Origin of the sequence: Maribacter sp. Asnod2-G09, from assembly GCF_045063795.1 — a bacterium.
Lineage (GTDB): Bacteria > Bacteroidota > Bacteroidia > Flavobacteriales > Flavobacteriaceae > Maribacter.
Window position 1 is genome coordinate 1,136,573 of record NZ_JBEFOA010000004.1, and the last position, 17,286, is coordinate 1,153,858.

At 35.5% G+C, this 17,286-nt stretch carries 12 protein-coding genes; 4 read left to right on the plus strand and 8 right to left on the minus strand.

Features of this window, described 5'->3' with window-relative positions; genetic code table 11:
* Positions 1-51 precede the first annotated feature (51 nt).
* The 4 genes from ACJJVT_RS11865 to ACJJVT_RS11880 form a co-directional block, all read right to left on the minus strand.
* Positions 52-1,677 carry an amidohydrolase gene (locus ACJJVT_RS11865; protein ID WP_405398900.1) on the minus strand — a complete coding sequence of 542 codons (1,626 nt, stop codon included), beginning with the start codon at positions 1,675-1,677 and terminating at the stop codon, positions 52-54.
* 99 nt (positions 1,678-1,776) lie between these two features.
* Entirely contained in the window at positions 1,777-2,154 is a 378-nt protein-coding gene (locus ACJJVT_RS11870; protein WP_405398902.1) for a hypothetical protein, read from the minus strand.
* Positions 2,155-2,282: 128 nt separating this feature from the next.
* The gene (locus tag ACJJVT_RS11875; RefSeq protein WP_405398904.1) at positions 2,283-4,106 is read right to left on the minus strand and encodes a DUF885 domain-containing protein; all 1,824 of its coding nucleotides are present in this window, start codon (positions 4,104-4,106) and stop codon (positions 2,283-2,285) included.
* A 77-nt stretch (positions 4,107-4,183) separates the two neighbouring features.
* Positions 4,184-4,945, minus strand: coding sequence for an NYN domain-containing protein (locus tag ACJJVT_RS11880; protein ID WP_405398906.1), 762 nt, complete (start codon positions 4,943-4,945; stop codon positions 4,184-4,186).
* Between the two features lie 315 nt (positions 4,946-5,260).
* Here ACJJVT_RS11880 and ACJJVT_RS11885 point away from each other — a divergent pair, with 315 nt between their 5' ends.
* Positions 5,261-6,043, plus strand: a complete 783-nt coding sequence (locus ACJJVT_RS11885; protein ID WP_405398907.1) for an NIPSNAP family protein — start codon at positions 5,261-5,263, stop codon at positions 6,041-6,043.
* Here the strand turns inward: ACJJVT_RS11885 and ACJJVT_RS11890 are convergent.
* The 4 genes from ACJJVT_RS11890 to ACJJVT_RS11905 form a co-directional block, all read right to left on the minus strand.
* The gene (locus ACJJVT_RS11890) at positions 6,040-7,146 is read right to left on the minus strand and encodes an OmpA family protein (RefSeq protein WP_405398908.1); all 1,107 of its coding nucleotides are present in this window, start codon (positions 7,144-7,146) and stop codon (positions 6,040-6,042) included. The genes ACJJVT_RS11885 and ACJJVT_RS11890 overlap by 4 nt on opposite strands.
* Before the next feature lie 131 nt (positions 7,147-7,277).
* Positions 7,278-9,290 (minus strand): YncE family protein, encoded by a 2,013-nt coding sequence (locus ACJJVT_RS11895; RefSeq protein ID WP_405398909.1) that lies wholly within the window; start codon positions 9,288-9,290, stop codon positions 7,278-7,280.
* A 146-nt stretch (positions 9,291-9,436) separates the two neighbouring features.
* Positions 9,437-11,191 carry a TonB-dependent receptor gene (locus tag ACJJVT_RS11900; protein ID WP_405398911.1) on the minus strand — a complete coding sequence of 585 codons (1,755 nt, stop codon included), beginning with the start codon at positions 11,189-11,191 and terminating at the stop codon, positions 9,437-9,439.
* Positions 11,192-11,220: 29 nt separating this feature from the next.
* Positions 11,221-14,238, minus strand: coding sequence for a tetratricopeptide repeat protein (locus tag ACJJVT_RS11905; RefSeq protein WP_405398912.1), 3,018 nt, complete (start codon positions 14,236-14,238; stop codon positions 11,221-11,223).
* 155 nt (positions 14,239-14,393) lie between these two features.
* Between ACJJVT_RS11905 and ACJJVT_RS11910 the strand changes: the two genes are divergently transcribed.
* Genes ACJJVT_RS11910 through ACJJVT_RS11920 form a run of 3 tightly spaced genes read left to right on the plus strand, consistent with a single transcriptional unit; the run spans position 14,394 to position 17,267 of the window.
* The gene (locus tag ACJJVT_RS11910) at positions 14,394-15,077 is read left to right on the plus strand and encodes a cell division ATP-binding protein FtsE (RefSeq protein ID WP_303597894.1); all 684 of its coding nucleotides are present in this window, start codon (positions 14,394-14,396) and stop codon (positions 15,075-15,077) included.
* 38 nt (positions 15,078-15,115) lie between these two features.
* Positions 15,116-16,426 carry a HEPN domain-containing protein gene (locus ACJJVT_RS11915; protein ID WP_405398913.1) on the plus strand — a complete coding sequence of 437 codons (1,311 nt, stop codon included), beginning with the start codon at positions 15,116-15,118 and terminating at the stop codon, positions 16,424-16,426.
* Positions 16,427-16,457: 31 nt separating this feature from the next.
* The gene (locus ACJJVT_RS11920; protein WP_405398915.1) at positions 16,458-17,267 is read left to right on the plus strand and encodes an amidohydrolase family protein; all 810 of its coding nucleotides are present in this window, start codon (positions 16,458-16,460) and stop codon (positions 17,265-17,267) included.
* The last annotated feature ends 19 nt before the right edge of the window (positions 17,268-17,286 follow it).

The following is a 17,286-nucleotide window of genomic DNA, read 5'->3' on the forward strand; positions in this document are numbered from 1 at the left end:
AAAAACCTCGGTCATTGACCGAGGTTTTTTTTTGAACTTTTTTTTATTCTTTTATCGAACGATACCGTTTACAAAAGTCTGCTCGGCACGAATGGTAGGTATTTCTGCTACAGGCACCGTCATCATATCTTTATCGTAAATGACAAAATCTGCGACCTTACCTGGTTCTATACTCCCTTTTTCATCTTCTTCAAAATTAGAGTACGCTGCCCAAATCGTCATACCTTTTAAGGTTTCTTCTCTTGACAAAGCTTCTTCCATTTGAAAGCCTCCTTTTGGGTATCCGCTAGTATCTTGTCTTGCTACGGCTGCATAGAATGTCAAAAACGGACTCACGTCTTCTACAGGAAAATCGGTACCTAGTGCAATTGTACCTGCTTTATTCAATAAAGTTTTATAAGCATAAGCTCCTTTTACTCTTTCTCCCAAGCGGTCTTCTGCCCAATACATATCACTTGTAGCGTGAGTAGGTTGTACTGACGGAATAATACCATCTTCAAAATAATCGAAATCGCTTTGTGTCAGTACTTGCGCATGTTCAATTTTCCATCGCCTATCAGATTTACCTTGTAGTACGTTTTTATAAGCTCTTAATACTGCAATATTTGCAGAGTCGCCAATAGCGTGGGTATTCATTTGATATTCTGAATTTGCTAGTTTTTGAGCTAAAGCTTCAATATCTGCAACGGGAGTAATCATCGCCCCGAAGTGCTCAGGCAAATCACTATACTCTTCTCTTAAAGCAGCTCCCCTAGAACCTAAAGCTCCGTCACCATAAACTTTAATAGACCGCACATTCAATCGATCGGTTTTAATTGGTCCTTTATTTATAAAGTAATCAACATCTTCTTTATTATTGCTCACCATAGCATATATTCTAATCGATAATTCACCTGCCTGTTGCAAGCTATCAATAAGCTCAATAGTACTTCTATCTAAACCTGCATCATTTACAGTTGTTAGTCCGTGGTTCAAACTAATACGCTCTGCATCTTTCAAAGCCTTAATTCTATCTTCTAAACTTGGTGCCGGCATAATACTATCTATAAGTGACATTGGGTTATCTACCAAAATTCCTGTAATACCAGAATAGCCATTTTCCCATTTTTTTACAATTTCGCCACCTTCGACTTTGGTGCTCCAATCGATACCTGCCATATCTAATGCTTTCTGATTCACCAAATAAGCATGACCGTCTACACGCTCTAAAGCCACCGGTATATCAGGAAAAATAGTATCTAATTGTGCTTTGGTAGGGAATTCTTTGATTTCCCAATCGTTTTGATCCCAACCTCTACCTCTAACAAAAGACTTAGGGTTGGCAGTATGAAATGCTCTTACACGCTCCAATACTTCATCAAAACTTTTAGTACCCACCAAATCTACCAATTGTTGTGTAAGTCCTAATCCGTAAAAATGACAATGTGCATCAATTAAACCGGGAGTAATCGCTCTACCATCGGCATCGATTAATTGATCAGAAGTATAAACATCTCTTATTTCATCTGTAGTCCCTACAGCTATAAACTTACCATCTTGCACAGCAAACGCTTGTGCTTCAGAAAAAGAATCATCTACGGTATAGACTTTGGCATTTACGATTACGAGGTCGACTTTCTCTTTCATGAGTTCGCAACCAGATAATAACACAAGTAGTATTGGAAGTAGTTTTTTCAAAACAAAAATAGTTAGTTAGTAAAATCGTCAAATAAGGCTATAAGTGCCTTTTTAAATAATTACTGAAAACTAAGTATTTTTTCGGAAAGATTTAAATCTTTATTCTAGAGGTAATTGGCGCTTTGCTAAAACATCGCTTGAGCCACTCTCAGAATAAAATTCGCCAATCATCTTATCACCTTCTACTTCAAGAACAAAAGAGGTACGTTCTATACCTTCTATATTAATATTAAAATTGATGCGATTATCATCAACCCTAATATCTTGACCATTTAAAGAACCCGTTTTTAAGCTAATGACAACTTGGTAAACATTATTTGGTTTCGATATGAAAATACGCCCCTTTCTATAAGGTGCATCAGCATCTGGCATTAAAAATTCCCAAACACCCAAAACAGGGCTTTTATCTATTATTTGCTCATGCTTTATACCATCGAATGATGAATTTACCGAACCATTTTCGATAAACGAATTCATAAATAAAACATTTGTAAATAAGACAATTTTTATTAAAACATGGTTAGTGTTCATTTTATAAAGTATTGTTTTATGTGCATTAGTAACGATACTAATTTAAATATATTTTATAGATTGTAAGGTTTTTACTACTGCAATTTATTTTTCGCTACAATCCAATTGTTTAATTTTTCTTCTAATAATACCAAAGGTAAACTACCAGAATCTAATATTTGACTATGAAATTCCCTAATATTGAATTTATCTCCTAAGGCTTTTTCTGCTTTTGTTCTTAATTCTCTAATTTTCAGTTGACCCATTTTATAGGATAGGGCCTGACCCGGAGTAGCCATATAACGTTCTATTTCGGCTATAATACTTTCTTCTGACTCCGCCTCATTATCCAATGAATATTGAATGGCTTTTTCTCTAGACCAACCTTTTGCATGAATACCTATGTCAACTACTAAGCGAATTGCTCTATGCATCTCCATACTCAACATACCAAAATACTGATAAGGGTCTGTATAAATTCCCAATTCCTTTCCTAATGATTCTGCGTATAACGCCCAACCTTCTACAAATACACCCATACTCTCAGGATGCAAAAATTCAGGAAGCTCATTATTCTCTTGCTGTAAACTTAATTGAAAGTGATGCCCAGGTATGGCTTCATGTAAAAACAAAGCCTCATCATGCACCATATTATAACTCTTAACATCAGGAATCGGAACATAGAAAATACCAGCTCTCGATCCGTCTTTTGATCCTGGCACATATTCTGCACTTGCCGATGCTTCTCTAAATGCTTCTGTTCTACGCACATTGAAACCCGCTTTTGGGGTCAAGGCAAATAACGAATCTATACCTAAGGCAATGCGATCATTTATAGCATTAAAACTTTCAATGACTTCTTCTGGTTTTGAAAAAGGCATCAGTTCTTTTTTATTACGCAACGAATTGAAGAATGATTTTAAGTCTCCTTTAAACCCTATTTCTTTTTTTACTGCTTCCATTTCTTTAGAAATACGAGCTACTTCAGACAAACCTAATTCATGAATTTCATCAGCATTCATGTTTGTAGTGGTATGTAATTTTATTAAATATTGATAGGTTTCTTTTCCGTTGGGCAAGTCTAACATGCCATCTGTATCTCTACAAGCAGGCAAATATACCTCGGTTAAAAACTTATTTAATTCTATATACTTAGGAGTTAATTTTTCTTGAATGAAATCTTCATAATTACTTTGCAGTATATCCATATCAACATCAGACAGTCCCTCAGGGAAATTCATTATCGGCTGATAGAATAGATTTTCTTCAAGCGGAACATCAATAAACGACTGTATCTGTGGCAACATTTTTAAGGTCAGCACTTTTGGCAGCACAACACCTTTATCCATACCTATTTTCATCTTTTCGATAGACGTATCTAAAAATACCAAGTAATCTTCTAACCTACTTAACCAATTATTATAATCTTCAATACTTTTAAAGGGCTGTACACTGGTACCACCTGCCAATTGGGCAACATACAAATGCAACGATTGTATCTGAAAAAGTGGCATTAACTCAAAATTCGGCAAATCATAAATTGGTGAAGCAACCGTTACTATAGGGTTCATAACGCCTTCTAACTTCACAGTACAATCCCACTGCATAACACGCATGCTCATATAATCGGCAGCACTAACGTTCGTGGAATCGTATTTACTTAATTCATCTAAAAAATAAGAGTATCGATCTTTTAGATGTAAAATGTAATCATCAGAAATGTAATTGGCTATGGTATCATTATATGCCGAAAAACCAGCTTTGGTAGCCTCTATAGGGTTGATGCTTTTCTTAAACTCATAAAACTCGGTAAAAACCTCAGCAATAGGTTTCGTTGTGGCGATCTGTTCTTCTTTTGGAGATTCTTTACATGAAGTAATAACAGCAACGAATAATAAAAGCCAAAGTGTACGAATCATAGTATTAGAATTTGTACTGAAAAATACAAAACTAATACTATGCAATGAAGTCTATTTTACGGAATTTCAGAAACCGTTTACTTTTTGGATTTGGAATTCGCCTTCTCCTTAATTTTTACGTAAATCAGCTTTTTACGTCCCTTAGAATCTTCTCTTCTTTCAATTTCGAAATGAGGAATGGAATTGATTAGCGGAGTCAGTTTTTGAAATCCGTAATTACGAGAATCGAAATTAGGTTGCTTCTTTTGTAATAAGCTACCAACATCGCCCAAAAAAGCCCAACCATCATCATCGGCAACATCATCTATAGTTGTTGAAATAAAACGTAATGCTTTAGGCGTAATCTTATCAACCGTATTCTTTTCTGTCGGAGTTTTATCTGTAGCATCTGAAGTTTCTTCTTCTGATCTACCCTTAAGAATTTCTATATAAATGAATTTATCACAAGCTACAATAAACGGATTAGGAGTTTTTCGCTCGCCAATACCAAATACCTGCATACCTGCTTCTCTTAATCGTGTAGCCAAACGTGTAAAATCACTATCACTACTAACAATACAGAATCCGTTTACCTTACCAGAATAAAGCACATCCATAGCATCGATAATCATGGCAGAATCGGTGGCATTTTTACCTTGCGTATAGCCGTATTGCTGAATAGGTGTAATAGCATTTTCAAGCAATACATTTTTCCATTTCCCTAAGCGTGGGTTGGTCCAATCGCCATAAATACGTTTAATGGTAGGATTACCATATTTAGCAATTTCCTCCATCATTTCTTTTACATAAGCTGACGGTATATTATCGCCATCTATCAATACTGCTAAATTCAAATCCATTTTTGTAGTGTTTTATGTAAAGATAAATTGATTTCTACTTGAACAGCAAGATGTTAACCAATAAAGTTAAAAATGATTTTTTTTACTGTCTATTATCCTCTTTTTTAGAACTGATTATTAAAAAAGAAAAGACTAGATAAACGTATTTCGAGTACTATATCAAAAATCCATCATCAATTAAAACAACACATGAAAAGGGTGCTTTGGTACTTTTATCAAGGTGTTTTAACATAGAAATATTGTTAGCAACAAAGTCTAGTATAGCGTTCACTCATTTTATGATTAACTTGTTTACCGAAAAACAAATCAGAATACATGAAAAATAAATTCTCAATATCAATACTTCTATTTTTGCTTGCAGCAATCACTTCTTTTTCAAGCTTAGCACAAGAAAAAGAGTACTACGAACTAAAAACCTACACCATTAAAAGTGATGCGCAAGAAAAAATGGTCGATGACTATTTAAAGAACGCCTATATGCCTGCTTTAAAAAGAATGGGTATTGATAATATCGGAGTATTCAAAGTAAGACTCGACAAGTTTAAAGTCAGTAATAAAATTTATGTGCTAATTCCATTTCAATCTTTGACCGAATTTGATAAGCTAGAAGCCATGTTGGCGGTAGATAAGACCCATCTTTCGGCTGGGGCTGAATATATACATGCCACTTATGATAAAAAACCATATGAAAGAATAAGTTCAATACTACTTCGTGCTTTCTCAGATATGCCTAAAATGAAACCTAGCGAAGTAGAAGGTGAACGCGCTGACAGAGTGTATGAACTAAGAAGCTATGAAGGGCCAACCGAAGCCATGTACAATAGAAAAGTAGACATGTTCAATGAAGGCGGAGAAGTAGAACTTTTTGAAGATTTAGGATTCAATGCTGTTTTCTATGCTGATGTCATTTCTGGAGATAAAATGCCCAACCTTATGTACATGACAACCTTTACAAATATAAAAAAGAGAGATGCGCTTTGGAAAGACTTTGTTGATTCTGACAAATGGAAAGAAATTTCTGTGATGGATAAATACCTAAATACGGTCAGTCATGCAGATATTGATTTATTGTACCCAACTGAGTATTCTGATTATTAATCGGCTTTACTCAATATAAATTCTACGCGCCGGTTGAGAAATCTACCGGCTTCTGTTTCGTTGGTAGAAATTGGTTTTGAACTGCCAAAACCTTGAGCGGTAATTCTGTTTTTATGTATTCCGTTTTCAGTCAAATAGGTAACAACTTCGTTAGCTCGCCTTAGTGATAATCGCTGATTAAAAGAAATTGACCCAACAATATCGGTATGCCCTAAAATTTCAATATCAATAGCTATATTCGTTTTTAAATAAGCAAGCAGCGATTCCATTTCTTGCTGATGATCTCCTCTAATTTTAGCTTTATTAGAATTGAAATAAACATCTTTAAATACATGTACCCTATCCAATTCATATTCTTTAAGTACGGTAACAGCTGAGTTTTGAAGATTTGATTTCACTTTTGATACCGAAACCATATCTAAATAGTAATAAGAGCCTTTGGTAATTTTTCTTTTCGTTTGATATTTCTGCGTCCGTTTGTTGTTCTTAAAATTACCGATGATCATATAGTTTTCGGTACCTGTGGCTTCAAATTCCGTCGTCAATTTCACCCATTTGATTTCATCGGAATAATATTTGGAATAGGATATTTCTAGTGCTGCGGATACTTCTCCTTTCATCTTAGAAAAATGCAAGCCAGATAACACCTTGGTAGTTTCAATAGCAACAGGAAACTCAGCAAACCGGATACCAAATTCTTTCACCGCAAAATCTGACCGTTCTGCCAAACTCACATAGAATGAAATAGCATACCGTTCTCCTTTCGTCAATGTTGTACTTAGTTTTGCTTGAATATATTCTCGATAATCATTAGGTGCATACATGTAGAAACCAACATAACCCACTCCGAAATCTGCAGGTTGTTTCCCATTAAAATTTTCGGGGGTACCCATAGCAATACTGCAACCATTGAAATAATCTGTAGAACCCAATGTGGGCATATTCCAGTCTAAAACATCCTTTTCAAGATTACCAAGTTTAACCGGACAATCTCTATACTTTTCAAAGCTAGGGTTCACCACCAAATTTTGTCCGAATCCGCAAAAATGAATGCAAAGCATAAGCATACTTATAATTCCGAAATGTGGTATTCTAGTAGACATGTGCATTGTACAGAATCTCTAAAATACAGAAATCTTATAAAATTATACCATTGGTCAAAAATGCAAAAACCCCTCCTCATTTCTGAGAAAGGGTTTTTAACACCAAACAATCTAACCTAAACTATATTTTTTTAATTATTATATAAGTAAATAGATGCCGCAGCCATTAAGTCATTACTAACCGCTGGCGCTATATTACCACTCGCATTCAAAGCATCTGAAAAGGCAAGTACTTTACCATTACCGATTTCTGCAATAAATACTGTTTTTGTTTTATGATCATAAGCTACATCAATAGGGTTACCCATTTCTGTTGAAGAACCTGCAACTCTTGTTTGATCAGAAAGTGCTAATGTTCCGCCATTGTCTGCAGCAGCCAATTTAGTAGAGAAATCTTGAGTTACTTGAAATCCGCCATCTGTATTTGCATCAGCAGCATCACCTATATCGGTCATTATCAATACATCATCTGCTTCGCTATAATCTATACCATGTGTTCTAATAATACCATCAACAGTAATTCTTTTAGTTGGTGTAATTGCACCATCTGCAGAAAAGTCTGTTAAGAAATTATTGTACACCGCTAAATCGCTAGTGGAATCAACTACAGCTAAAAGAGTATTCCCCATAAACGTGATACCCCAAGTATCGAAACCGGCATCAAACGTATTTAATAGACTAAAGCTAGAACCATTGTACTCGTATACATAGAACTTATTCTCTGTATTACTAGATACTACCACCTTGTTACCAAAAACAGCAATCTCTCTCGGACTAGCCAATTCGGCACCACCAGCAAAATCAGCAACGATATTCGCTAAATCTGTAACTGCTGCAAAACTACCGTAGTATTCTAATGCCATTCCTGACCTTGAAGCTTGAACAATTGCATCGTTCATTGCATTGTAATAAATACCTTCAGTAGCATCAGAACCCGTAGCAACTGTTTTTACCAAAACACCAGAACCGTCATACACACTTACACTACCATTTGCAGTACTTGTTGCGTATAGTCTTGTTGCTCTAGCGCTACTAGAATCGCCTGTATTACCATCAGTTTCATTACTACTAAATTGAATTGATGAAGCCATCGCTAAATCTTTATTGAAAGACGGAGTTAAATTTCCACCAGAACCAATAGCAGTAAATCCTAATACTTTACCATTTCCTATTTCAGAAACATAAACAGCATCGGTTTCAGAATCATAAGCAACATCGATTGGGTTACCCATTAATGTTGAAGCACCCGCTACTCTTACTTGCATACCTACTGGTAATAATTCACCATCAGATAAGGCATCGAATTTAGATGAGAAATCAGAAATTACATGAAAACCACCATCTGTATTTGCATCTGTAGCATCACCGATATCGGTCAATACCATAACATCATCAGCACCATCGTACGTAATACCGTGTGTTCTTACAATACCTTCAACAGTTACTCTTTTCGATGGTCTCAAAACACCATTCGCAGCATTAGAAAGAAAATCGTAATACACTGCTAAATCTCCTGTTGTATCAACTACCGCATATAAATCATCACCTTTAAAAGTGATACCCCAAACTGGGAAAGGAACCTCAACAGTACTTGTCAATGTGAATCCGCTTCCTGTATTTTCATAAACGAAGAATTTGTTGGCACCGTTATCGGCAACTACGAAAGAAGAACCGTTAACCGCTAATTCCCGTGGGCTCTCCAAATCAGCTCCACTTGTATAAGCAGGGGCAACTGCATCACCGTCCATTAAAGTACTTACATCTGTAAAAGCTTCTAATTGCAATGCACTTCTAGATGCTTGGAAAACTACGTCTGTTGTAGCATCAAAATAAATACCTTCAGCAGCAGTAGTTGTTGTCATGAATGTAACCAAAGAATCTCCGGTTACGCTGTAACGTGAAATATTTCCGTTATCGTTGTTGGTTACGAAAAGGTCTGTTCTACGACCTAAAACCGTCATTCCTTCACCGCAGGGCTCACAAAAAGAACCACCACAGTCAATACCTGTCTCATCACCGTTCATTACTCCGTCTTCACAAGTGGCATCTGGTGTAACATCTACCATGGCATCGTCATCGTCACTACATGAAGCCACAAATAGTGCGCTTGCTAAAATTGCTAAATAAATTATAGATTTTTTCATATGATATTATTGATTTTATTAGTTGAATCAAGAATACCTACGAAGTAATTTGAAGAGGGTTTGGTTTTAAATGTGAAAAAATAAAAAAACGCCTAAAAATCAGTAAAACCGACTCTTAGGCGTTCAAATATTTTAATAATTGTTTTCTAGAAATCGAACTTATAAGTTGCTCCTCCCAAAATCTGAATTCCTTGCACTTGAAAATTAGCCCATCTTTGGTAAGCGTTATTAGAAAGATTTGCTCCTTTTATAAAGAACGACCATTGATCTGTATAACGATACCCAACATGTGCGTTAGCATCAAAATAACCATCTAAAGTTATTAAGGCTGCCGGAAAATCGCTTGATGGCACATTTTCTAATGCAGATGATGAAAAATCATCTCGCTCGCCTACATAAAATAAATTTGCACCGGCATACCACTTCTCTCCTATTTGGTAGTCCATAAACAATGATGCCTGTAAATTTGGCAAGTTCCAAGCTGGGTTACCGGTTTCTGTATTATAATCATACACGGCTACATTTACACCTGCAGTAAAATTACGGTTGACATCAACATTCAACTCTCCAAAAATTCCCAAGGTTTTGATGTCATCATAAAACACATCAAATGAATTACCATAATAGTACCCTTTATCATCTGACCTAAAATCGTTTCTAGGATTCAATGTATACAGCGGTCTGTTGTTCTCTGCAGAATACGACCCTTTTACATTATAACTCAAATTAGGTAACAACTGACCCTTAAAACCTACATAAGCATTATACTGACTATCTGTAGGTGCTATATTCAAGGTCGGAGAAACAAACGGATTACCCTCTACTAAATCATAATAAGAGTTCTGCTTTAATTCTCCCGTTACTCCGCCATAAGCGATTACGGTTTCATCTAATAATCTGTATGAAGCTGTTACGGCCGGGTAAATATAGAAGTTACTTTCACTATTCTCTAAATCCATTCCATAGACCACATTTACTCCTAAATTCAACGAAAGATCATCGCGTAGCATTTTTAAAGACGGATTAATACCTACTTGTAAATTACTATAAGAGATTCCGTTGTCATTGGTCGTACTGCTTACAGACGCATTTTCAAAAGTACCGCCCACATAATCTACATTTACTTTTGCATTTAAAGTTTCTTCGTTAACCGGAAACTCAAATCCGGTATTGAATATAGCTCTGTTTTCCCCTGAACTTACTGCGTCAAAAAATCGTCGGTATTTTAAATCTGCTCTTTTAAAATAAGCGTCTTCCACATTAATATGACCACTAGCTTCGCCCATGTAATAGTTTTGGCGTTCATCAATACTATTTAGTACCGTTTCACTGAATACTCCTGGCTCAATACCATACCAATTGTACAATTGATGTTGTAAACCTATTGCTGCACCCCAATCTAAATCGCGATCACGCTTTGCGTATGATGCGTCTAATTTGGTATCATAGAACGTATCGCTCAATTCTACACCATCAATACCGCCACGAGACGATAAGTGATTGAAGCCAATATCGAAATTTTCATCTCTATTAATGGTTCTACTGGTATAAAATTCGCCCAACACATTACCATACAATCCCGCACCTAAGGAGGCATACGAATTATATAGTACCGGTGGTGGCAATCTTTCAACTTTAGATGCCGTACCCTTATTAGGTGTAAACGTAGATGCTACGGGAACGGAAAAAATACTATAATTAATAGGCTTTTTCTGCAGCACGATAGAATCGTTCATGTTAGGAACCGACTTAATCTTAAAAGCATCTGAAACGGTTGGCGTATATGCTTTAGTTACCGTTACGGTCTCCGTACCCAAATCTTTTTCCTCTTCTTCTTGAGCAAAAACAACTTGAATGCCAAGCGTTAAAAATATAAGCGTAAATATATGTTTGTTGTACATAGATGTTCTTTTACTGGTGTACGTAATTTTTAGTTAGGATCAACCGATGAGTTACTTTTCGCCTCTTTCGATTTAATGATAGCAAGCTCTGCTCTTGCTTCAGTGACAATTTCTGGATACTGTGTAAAGTTTGTTATAACGCTTTCTAAAATATAGGTTGCTTGGTAAGCATCATTTAACGCATAATAGTTTTTAGCCATTAACACTAAACCTTTACCTCCCCATTCTTTATACGCTGCATAATCTTTAGCTAATTTTTGTACGGCAATATTAGAGTTCTCATATGACCCGTCTAAATTTTCAAAATAGGCATTGTAATACAGTGCTTCTGCCGCTGTTGCCCCTGATGCAATTTTCAATACCTCGGCGTAGGCAGATTTTGCTTTTGCTTCGTCATTTGTTGCAATGGCAGATCTTGCGATCATAATTTGCGCATCACTCTTAATTCTATTGTCGATATTCGAAGTTGCCAATACCTTATCGGCATATGCTATAGTTTTCGGATAATTCTTTTGCTTGTAATACCCTTTCATTAGGTTAGATCGTGCAAATGTTCTGTTCTGTGAGATGTTTGCCTGGCTTTCTAATTTCAATAAATATGGCAGTGCAATTTGATAATCATCTTTAGAAATATAAACTTCACAAACACGAGTTAACGCCTGTTCTGCATATTCGCTCGTGCTTCTATCGGCAACATATTTGTAATACGGTAAAGCCGATTCTTTTTCTCCTTTCCCGAAGTATAATTGCGCTAAGCTAAAATTAGCATCTACGGCATGTAAACCAGTTGGGAACTGTTGAATGTAATTTTTATAACCTTTAATGGCTGCATCAACATTGCCTTCTAAATTCTGTTTTTGCGCAGCATCGAAAGTAGCGTTGTCCAATTCCGCATCGGTCACCTCAACAAAATCGAGTCCGCGAACCCATTCAGCATATTCGTTTACGCGACCCATATCCACATACACCAATTTAGCCGTTGCAACAGCCTGTATGGCTTCTTGTGTTTTTGGAAAATCGCGTACAACCGTTTTAAACTTTGCCAAGGCAGCTTCGTTTCTAGCGGCATTATAATTTACCAATCCCTGTCTCATTAGCGCCTGTGGCACCAATGAACTTCCTCTATACTCACTGATCAAACGATCGTAAGCAGCAAGACCTTTGTTCTCTTGACCTTGAGAAACATAGGTGTTTCCTAATTCAAACAAGGCATCATCTTTAAAACTAGATCTTGGATATTGAACTACAAATTCTTCTAAGTTTTCAATTTTGCTATCACCTTTATCAACATAACCGTAACTCATCGCTTTTTGGTAAAAAGCGTAATCTTTCTCTGGTCCCGTTAATGCCAAAGCTTTATTATAGGTCTCAATAGCTGGCCAGTATTTACTAGTAGCGTAGTAGCTATCACCCAGTCTTAAATAACCATCATGTAATTTTTCCACTTCTGCATTTCCGTTGGCTGTAAACGAATTGAAATAGGTAATGGCATTGGAATAATCTTTTTGTTTAAAATAGCCATATGCCAAATTGTAATCTACATCGGCATACATTTCTGTATTCTTTGCGGACGGATTATTCTTGAAAGCCGTATAGCCCTGTACCGCTTCATTGAAACGATTAGATAGATAATCAGATTCTGCTTTCCAGTAATTAGCTCTTGCTTTAAATAGCATATCTTCCGCACTATTTAAAGATTTATTGAAGTTTTCAGCTGCAGCATTATAATCGCCTTCCATAAAAAGTTCGATACCTCTGTAATAAGCTACTTTTTGATAGACAGCTTTACTAGCGTAATTCTTATTCTCCTCTAGCAACGTCATTGCACCTTCAAAGTTCTTTGAAGTAATGTATGAATCTACCAACAAGGTCTGCATCTCATCTTGATGCTCATCTTTAGGGTATGTTTTTAAATAATTTGTAATTACCTGCGGAACCGGTTCATAGGCATTACCCACCTCATAACTTAAACGTGCATAATTAAGAAATGCATCTTTTTGGATCTCGGCACTATAGTCCATTTGAGAAGCATTACGGAACGCATTTAAGGCTTCCTGCTTCTTATCCAACTTCAAATAACATTCTGCCAAGTGGTAATATGCATTTTGAGCAACGCTATTGGTACCTCCTATAATTTTATTGAATTGAGCTATGGCACTGGCATAGTCGCCACCTTTATAATAGGCGTAACCTAAGTAGTAATAATCCGTATTATTCCACTTACCACCTTTACCGTTGTATTCCGTTAGATACGGAATCGCATTTTCATATTGCTTCAAGTTGAAATAACTCTCCCCAATAATCTTGTTCAATTCAGATACTTCTCTTCTGTCAGCTTTTGGCAGTTGTTTTTTCGCCAAAGCAATCGCCTCATCGAATTTACCCAACTTAAAATTCATATCGGCCTGATAATAACTTAGCTTCTCTTCTAAAACATCTTGATCGGTAATTTGATCAAAACGCTGATTTGCCGTTTCGTAATCATCTTCTTGATATGAGATATAACCCAGGTAATATTTTGCTTGAGATCCATACACTTGTGAATTGGCAACTTTTTCTAAATACTTTTCAGCCTCTTTCGTTTTTCGTGATGAGAATAAAGAGTAGCCATAATTAAAATTGAACTTATCCATCTCGCCACGAGAAAGTGAGTTCTGATCTACCTTGTCATACCATTTTAAAGCATACGGATATTTACCTGTTTGAAAGTAGTACTCTGCCACATCTGCAAAGGCAGAATTACGCTTGGTAGAAGTCGGGTATTTTTCCACGAAATCTTCCATCAATCGGTCTGCACCCATCTGGTTTAAGCGTACTGCCGCATTGGCTGCGTAGTATGCACTATTGGCAGCGGTCTCCTCATCTTTTGTAGTCACTTTGACCTTTTCGAAAATGGTCTGTGCCGCTTGATATTGTTCGTTGTTGTATAACGCGAGCGCGTCTTGGAATGCTTTCTGTTCGTGGGTATAAATCTTAGTTTCTTGGGCACTGGTCATAGCGACCAAACCGAATACCAATGGAATAAAAGCTGTGATTTTTTTAAGCATAGTGTTCTGTACCTATTTTGAATTACCAGTATCACATGTGATAACGGCAAAAATTGTACCTAAGTATGTGTAATACGCACTCAAAATAAAAGATTTTAAAAAAGGGTTCTCTAATATCAAATGGAACTTATTACTTTTATAACAACATTTGCGTTATGGAAGAGATTGTTTTAGAACTTAAGGATGCCTCTATTTTTCAAAAAGAGAGTTTGGTGTTGAGTGAAGTAACTATAAAAATTGCCAAGGGAGAGTTTGTATACCTTATTGGTAAGACCGGCAGCGGTAAAAGTAGCTTCATGAAAACGTTATATGGCGATTTACCTTTGCAAAAAGGTGAAGGTCATGTGGTTGATTTTGACCTTAAGACATTGAAAGAAAAAGATATTCCGTTTTTACGTAGAAAACTGGGTATTGTTTTTCAAGATTTCAAGCTATTACCAGACCGAAATATCAACCAAAATATGGCTTTTGTTTTGAAGGCAACTGGCTGGACAGATAAGGTTAAAATGGACACCCAAGTATCTAACGTGCTTGAAAAAGTAGGTATGAAAACTAAAGGATTTAAGTTTCCGCACGAACTTTCAGGCGGAGAACAACAACGTATTGCCATTGCACGTGCATTATTAAATGATCCAGAACTAATTATTGCCGATGAGCCAACAGGAAACCTTGATCCACAAACCAGTGTAGAGGTCATGAAGGTATTGCAAGAAATCAATAAATCTGGTAGAACCATATTAATGGCGACCCATGATTATGCGTTGATTCTAAAATTCCCTTCTAAAACCATAAAGTGCGATGCCAATAAGGTGTTTGAGGTAGTGCAAAGGGCGGTTTAGGTAAAAAATCATCCTATTATGACGTAAATAGAACTTTGATGCAAAATTATATCGGAAAAATAGTCTCGCCTTATAATAATGAAGGTTTCATTGATTCTGTTAGACTTTCTTTATCACAAGATACTATAGAAATAGAGTTTCCTTCAACAGAACGCAATTTCAATAACATAAAAACAATTATTGGTGTTTTCAATGGAATTGGAAAAATCACATTAGTAAATTGTCAAAACACAGGAAGATCTAGTGGTGCTGGTGGAGTTATTAAAAAGTATAATGTAGAATACTTATTTAAGGGCGGACATATTCATAAGCCAGAGTCTATTTATTTTGATAATGTGAATATAAAGATGTCGGGTTTACTTGATTGGACCAAAATTTCGTCTTTAAATTTTGATGGAAAAGATTTATATGTTAAAGATGTTGACAGAATAACGATTTACAAATCAGATAATTATACCATAGAAATTTTTCCCTCCCACAATATAAGTTTAAAACGAGAATTTAATGAAATCAATTTTACAGAAAATATTACTTTAAAAATCAGCTCTTTAAATAAAGATATTAATGTTTGGGATTACCTCCATTTAATAAAAGAATTAAAAAAAATACTTTTTATTTTAACAAATAGAGATACTAAAATTGATGATACGACTTTCAACAAAAAAGAGGAATTAAGCATCACCCTATTTTGGCCAGGTAGTAATTCGTTAGGATCCCCATCCTATATAAATCCTAAAATCACCTTTGATGATATTAGATTAGAATTGAATGAAATCATTCACAATTGGTTTGACAAAAAGGACTTACACACAAGTATAGAATTAATTTTAGAAAAAACCATCAATACTCAATTGAGTCATGAGAATTATTTTCTAAATAATTGTTTTGCAATTGAAACATTACATAGAAGATTCAATAATTACAAACTATTCGATAAGTCGGAATTCAAATCTATTAAAGGAAGTATATTAAAATCAATTGAAAATGATAATTTAAGGAAGTTAATAGAAAATAACCTAGCACATATAAATGAACCCAACTTCCGAAATAGACTAACTAATTATGAAGCTGATTTTTCCCAACTACTTCCTGAAAACGAAAATGCAAAAGATTATATATCAAAAATCGTAAAGACCAGAAACTACCTTGTACATAGAGGAAGTTGCAAGGATATTTTTGAAGAATTCGATATGTTATATGCCTCTTTTTTTATTGAAACTATTGTGAAAATAAATGTTTATAGAATTTTAGGGTTAAAAAACAAATTAATTGAAAAATTACTTATTGAAACAGGTGAAAGAATTAATAGTTTATATCAATCCAATAACAGAATGCGTTTTGAAGATTAAACTTTTAAAACCTTAATAAAGATAATAACAAATGATCATAGACGTACATACCCACATCAACAACTATCATGAAGATAGAGTGGTTTCATTAAACGAAAGTTTAGATAAGCTTTCTGAGAATATGGCAGCGAATAATATTGATTATTCTTTGGTGCTTACCTCTTACAAAGTCAATGAACACCGACCGAGTACCAAACAAGTAGTAGAAGCTGTAAAAGGTTACAACAATTTAGGTGTAGTATCGGGTATCAGCTATTTACATTACAACCACAGAGATGTTATTGAGATTAGCAATTATCTTGAAAAAGGATTCATTAAAGGTTTAAAGTTCTACCCCGGTTACGAGCCATTTTATCCGAATGATATTCGGTTTAAACTAATGTATGAAATGGCGATCGAGTATGATGTACCTGTAATGTTTCATTCTGGTGACACCTATGCCCCTACTGGTAAAATTAAATATTCCCACCCTATTCATATTGATGATTTGGCGGTTGATTATCCAGATTTAAAAATCGTGATTTGCCATGTGGGAAACCCATGGATCAAAGATTGTATGGAGGTCGTTTATAAAAATAAAAACGTTTACGCAGATATATCAGGGTTGGTTTTAGGTGACTTCTCTGATAAGTTTGAGCGCTACATGAAAAAAGAAATCGAAGAAATGATCACGTATGCCGGCGACCCAAGGTATCTTTTATATGGAACTGACTGGCCTATCTCTAACATGAAATCGTATTTAAAATTCATGGGGCAATTAGATCTCACCGATGAAAAGAAAGAATTGATTCTCTGGAAAAATGCAGCAGAACTTTTTAAAATTGACACCAATAAGCTTTAGTATATCATATTCCGTTGGA

Coding starts and splice junctions, on each gene's coding strand:
- ACJJVT_RS11900 (WP_405398911.1), bottom strand. CDS start 11,191: ATGTACAACAAACATATATTTACGCTTATATTTTTAACGCTTGGCATT.
- ACJJVT_RS11875 (WP_405398904.1), bottom strand. CDS start 4,106: ATGATTCGTACACTTTGGCTTTTATTATTCGTTGCTGTTATTACTTCA.
- ACJJVT_RS11920 (WP_405398915.1), top strand. CDS start 16,458: ATGATCATAGACGTACATACCCACATCAACAACTATCATGAAGATAGA.
- ACJJVT_RS11905 (WP_405398912.1), bottom strand. CDS start 14,238: ATGCTTAAAAAAATCACAGCTTTTATTCCATTGGTATTCGGTTTGGTC.
- ACJJVT_RS11915 (WP_405398913.1), top strand. CDS start 15,116: ATGCAAAATTATATCGGAAAAATAGTCTCGCCTTATAATAATGAAGGT.
- ACJJVT_RS11890 (WP_405398908.1), bottom strand. CDS start 7,146: ATGTCTACTAGAATACCACATTTCGGAATTATAAGTATGCTTATGCTT.
- ACJJVT_RS11885 (WP_405398907.1), top strand. CDS start 5,261: ATGAAAAATAAATTCTCAATATCAATACTTCTATTTTTGCTTGCAGCA.
- ACJJVT_RS11895 (WP_405398909.1), bottom strand. CDS start 9,290: ATGAAAAAATCTATAATTTATTTAGCAATTTTAGCAAGCGCACTATTT.
- ACJJVT_RS11910 (WP_303597894.1), top strand. CDS start 14,394: ATGGAAGAGATTGTTTTAGAACTTAAGGATGCCTCTATTTTTCAAAAA.
- ACJJVT_RS11880 (WP_405398906.1), bottom strand. CDS start 4,945: ATGGATTTGAATTTAGCAGTATTGATAGATGGCGATAATATACCGTCA.
- ACJJVT_RS11870 (WP_405398902.1), bottom strand. CDS start 2,154: ATGAATTCGTTTATCGAAAATGGTTCGGTAAATTCATCATTCGATGGT.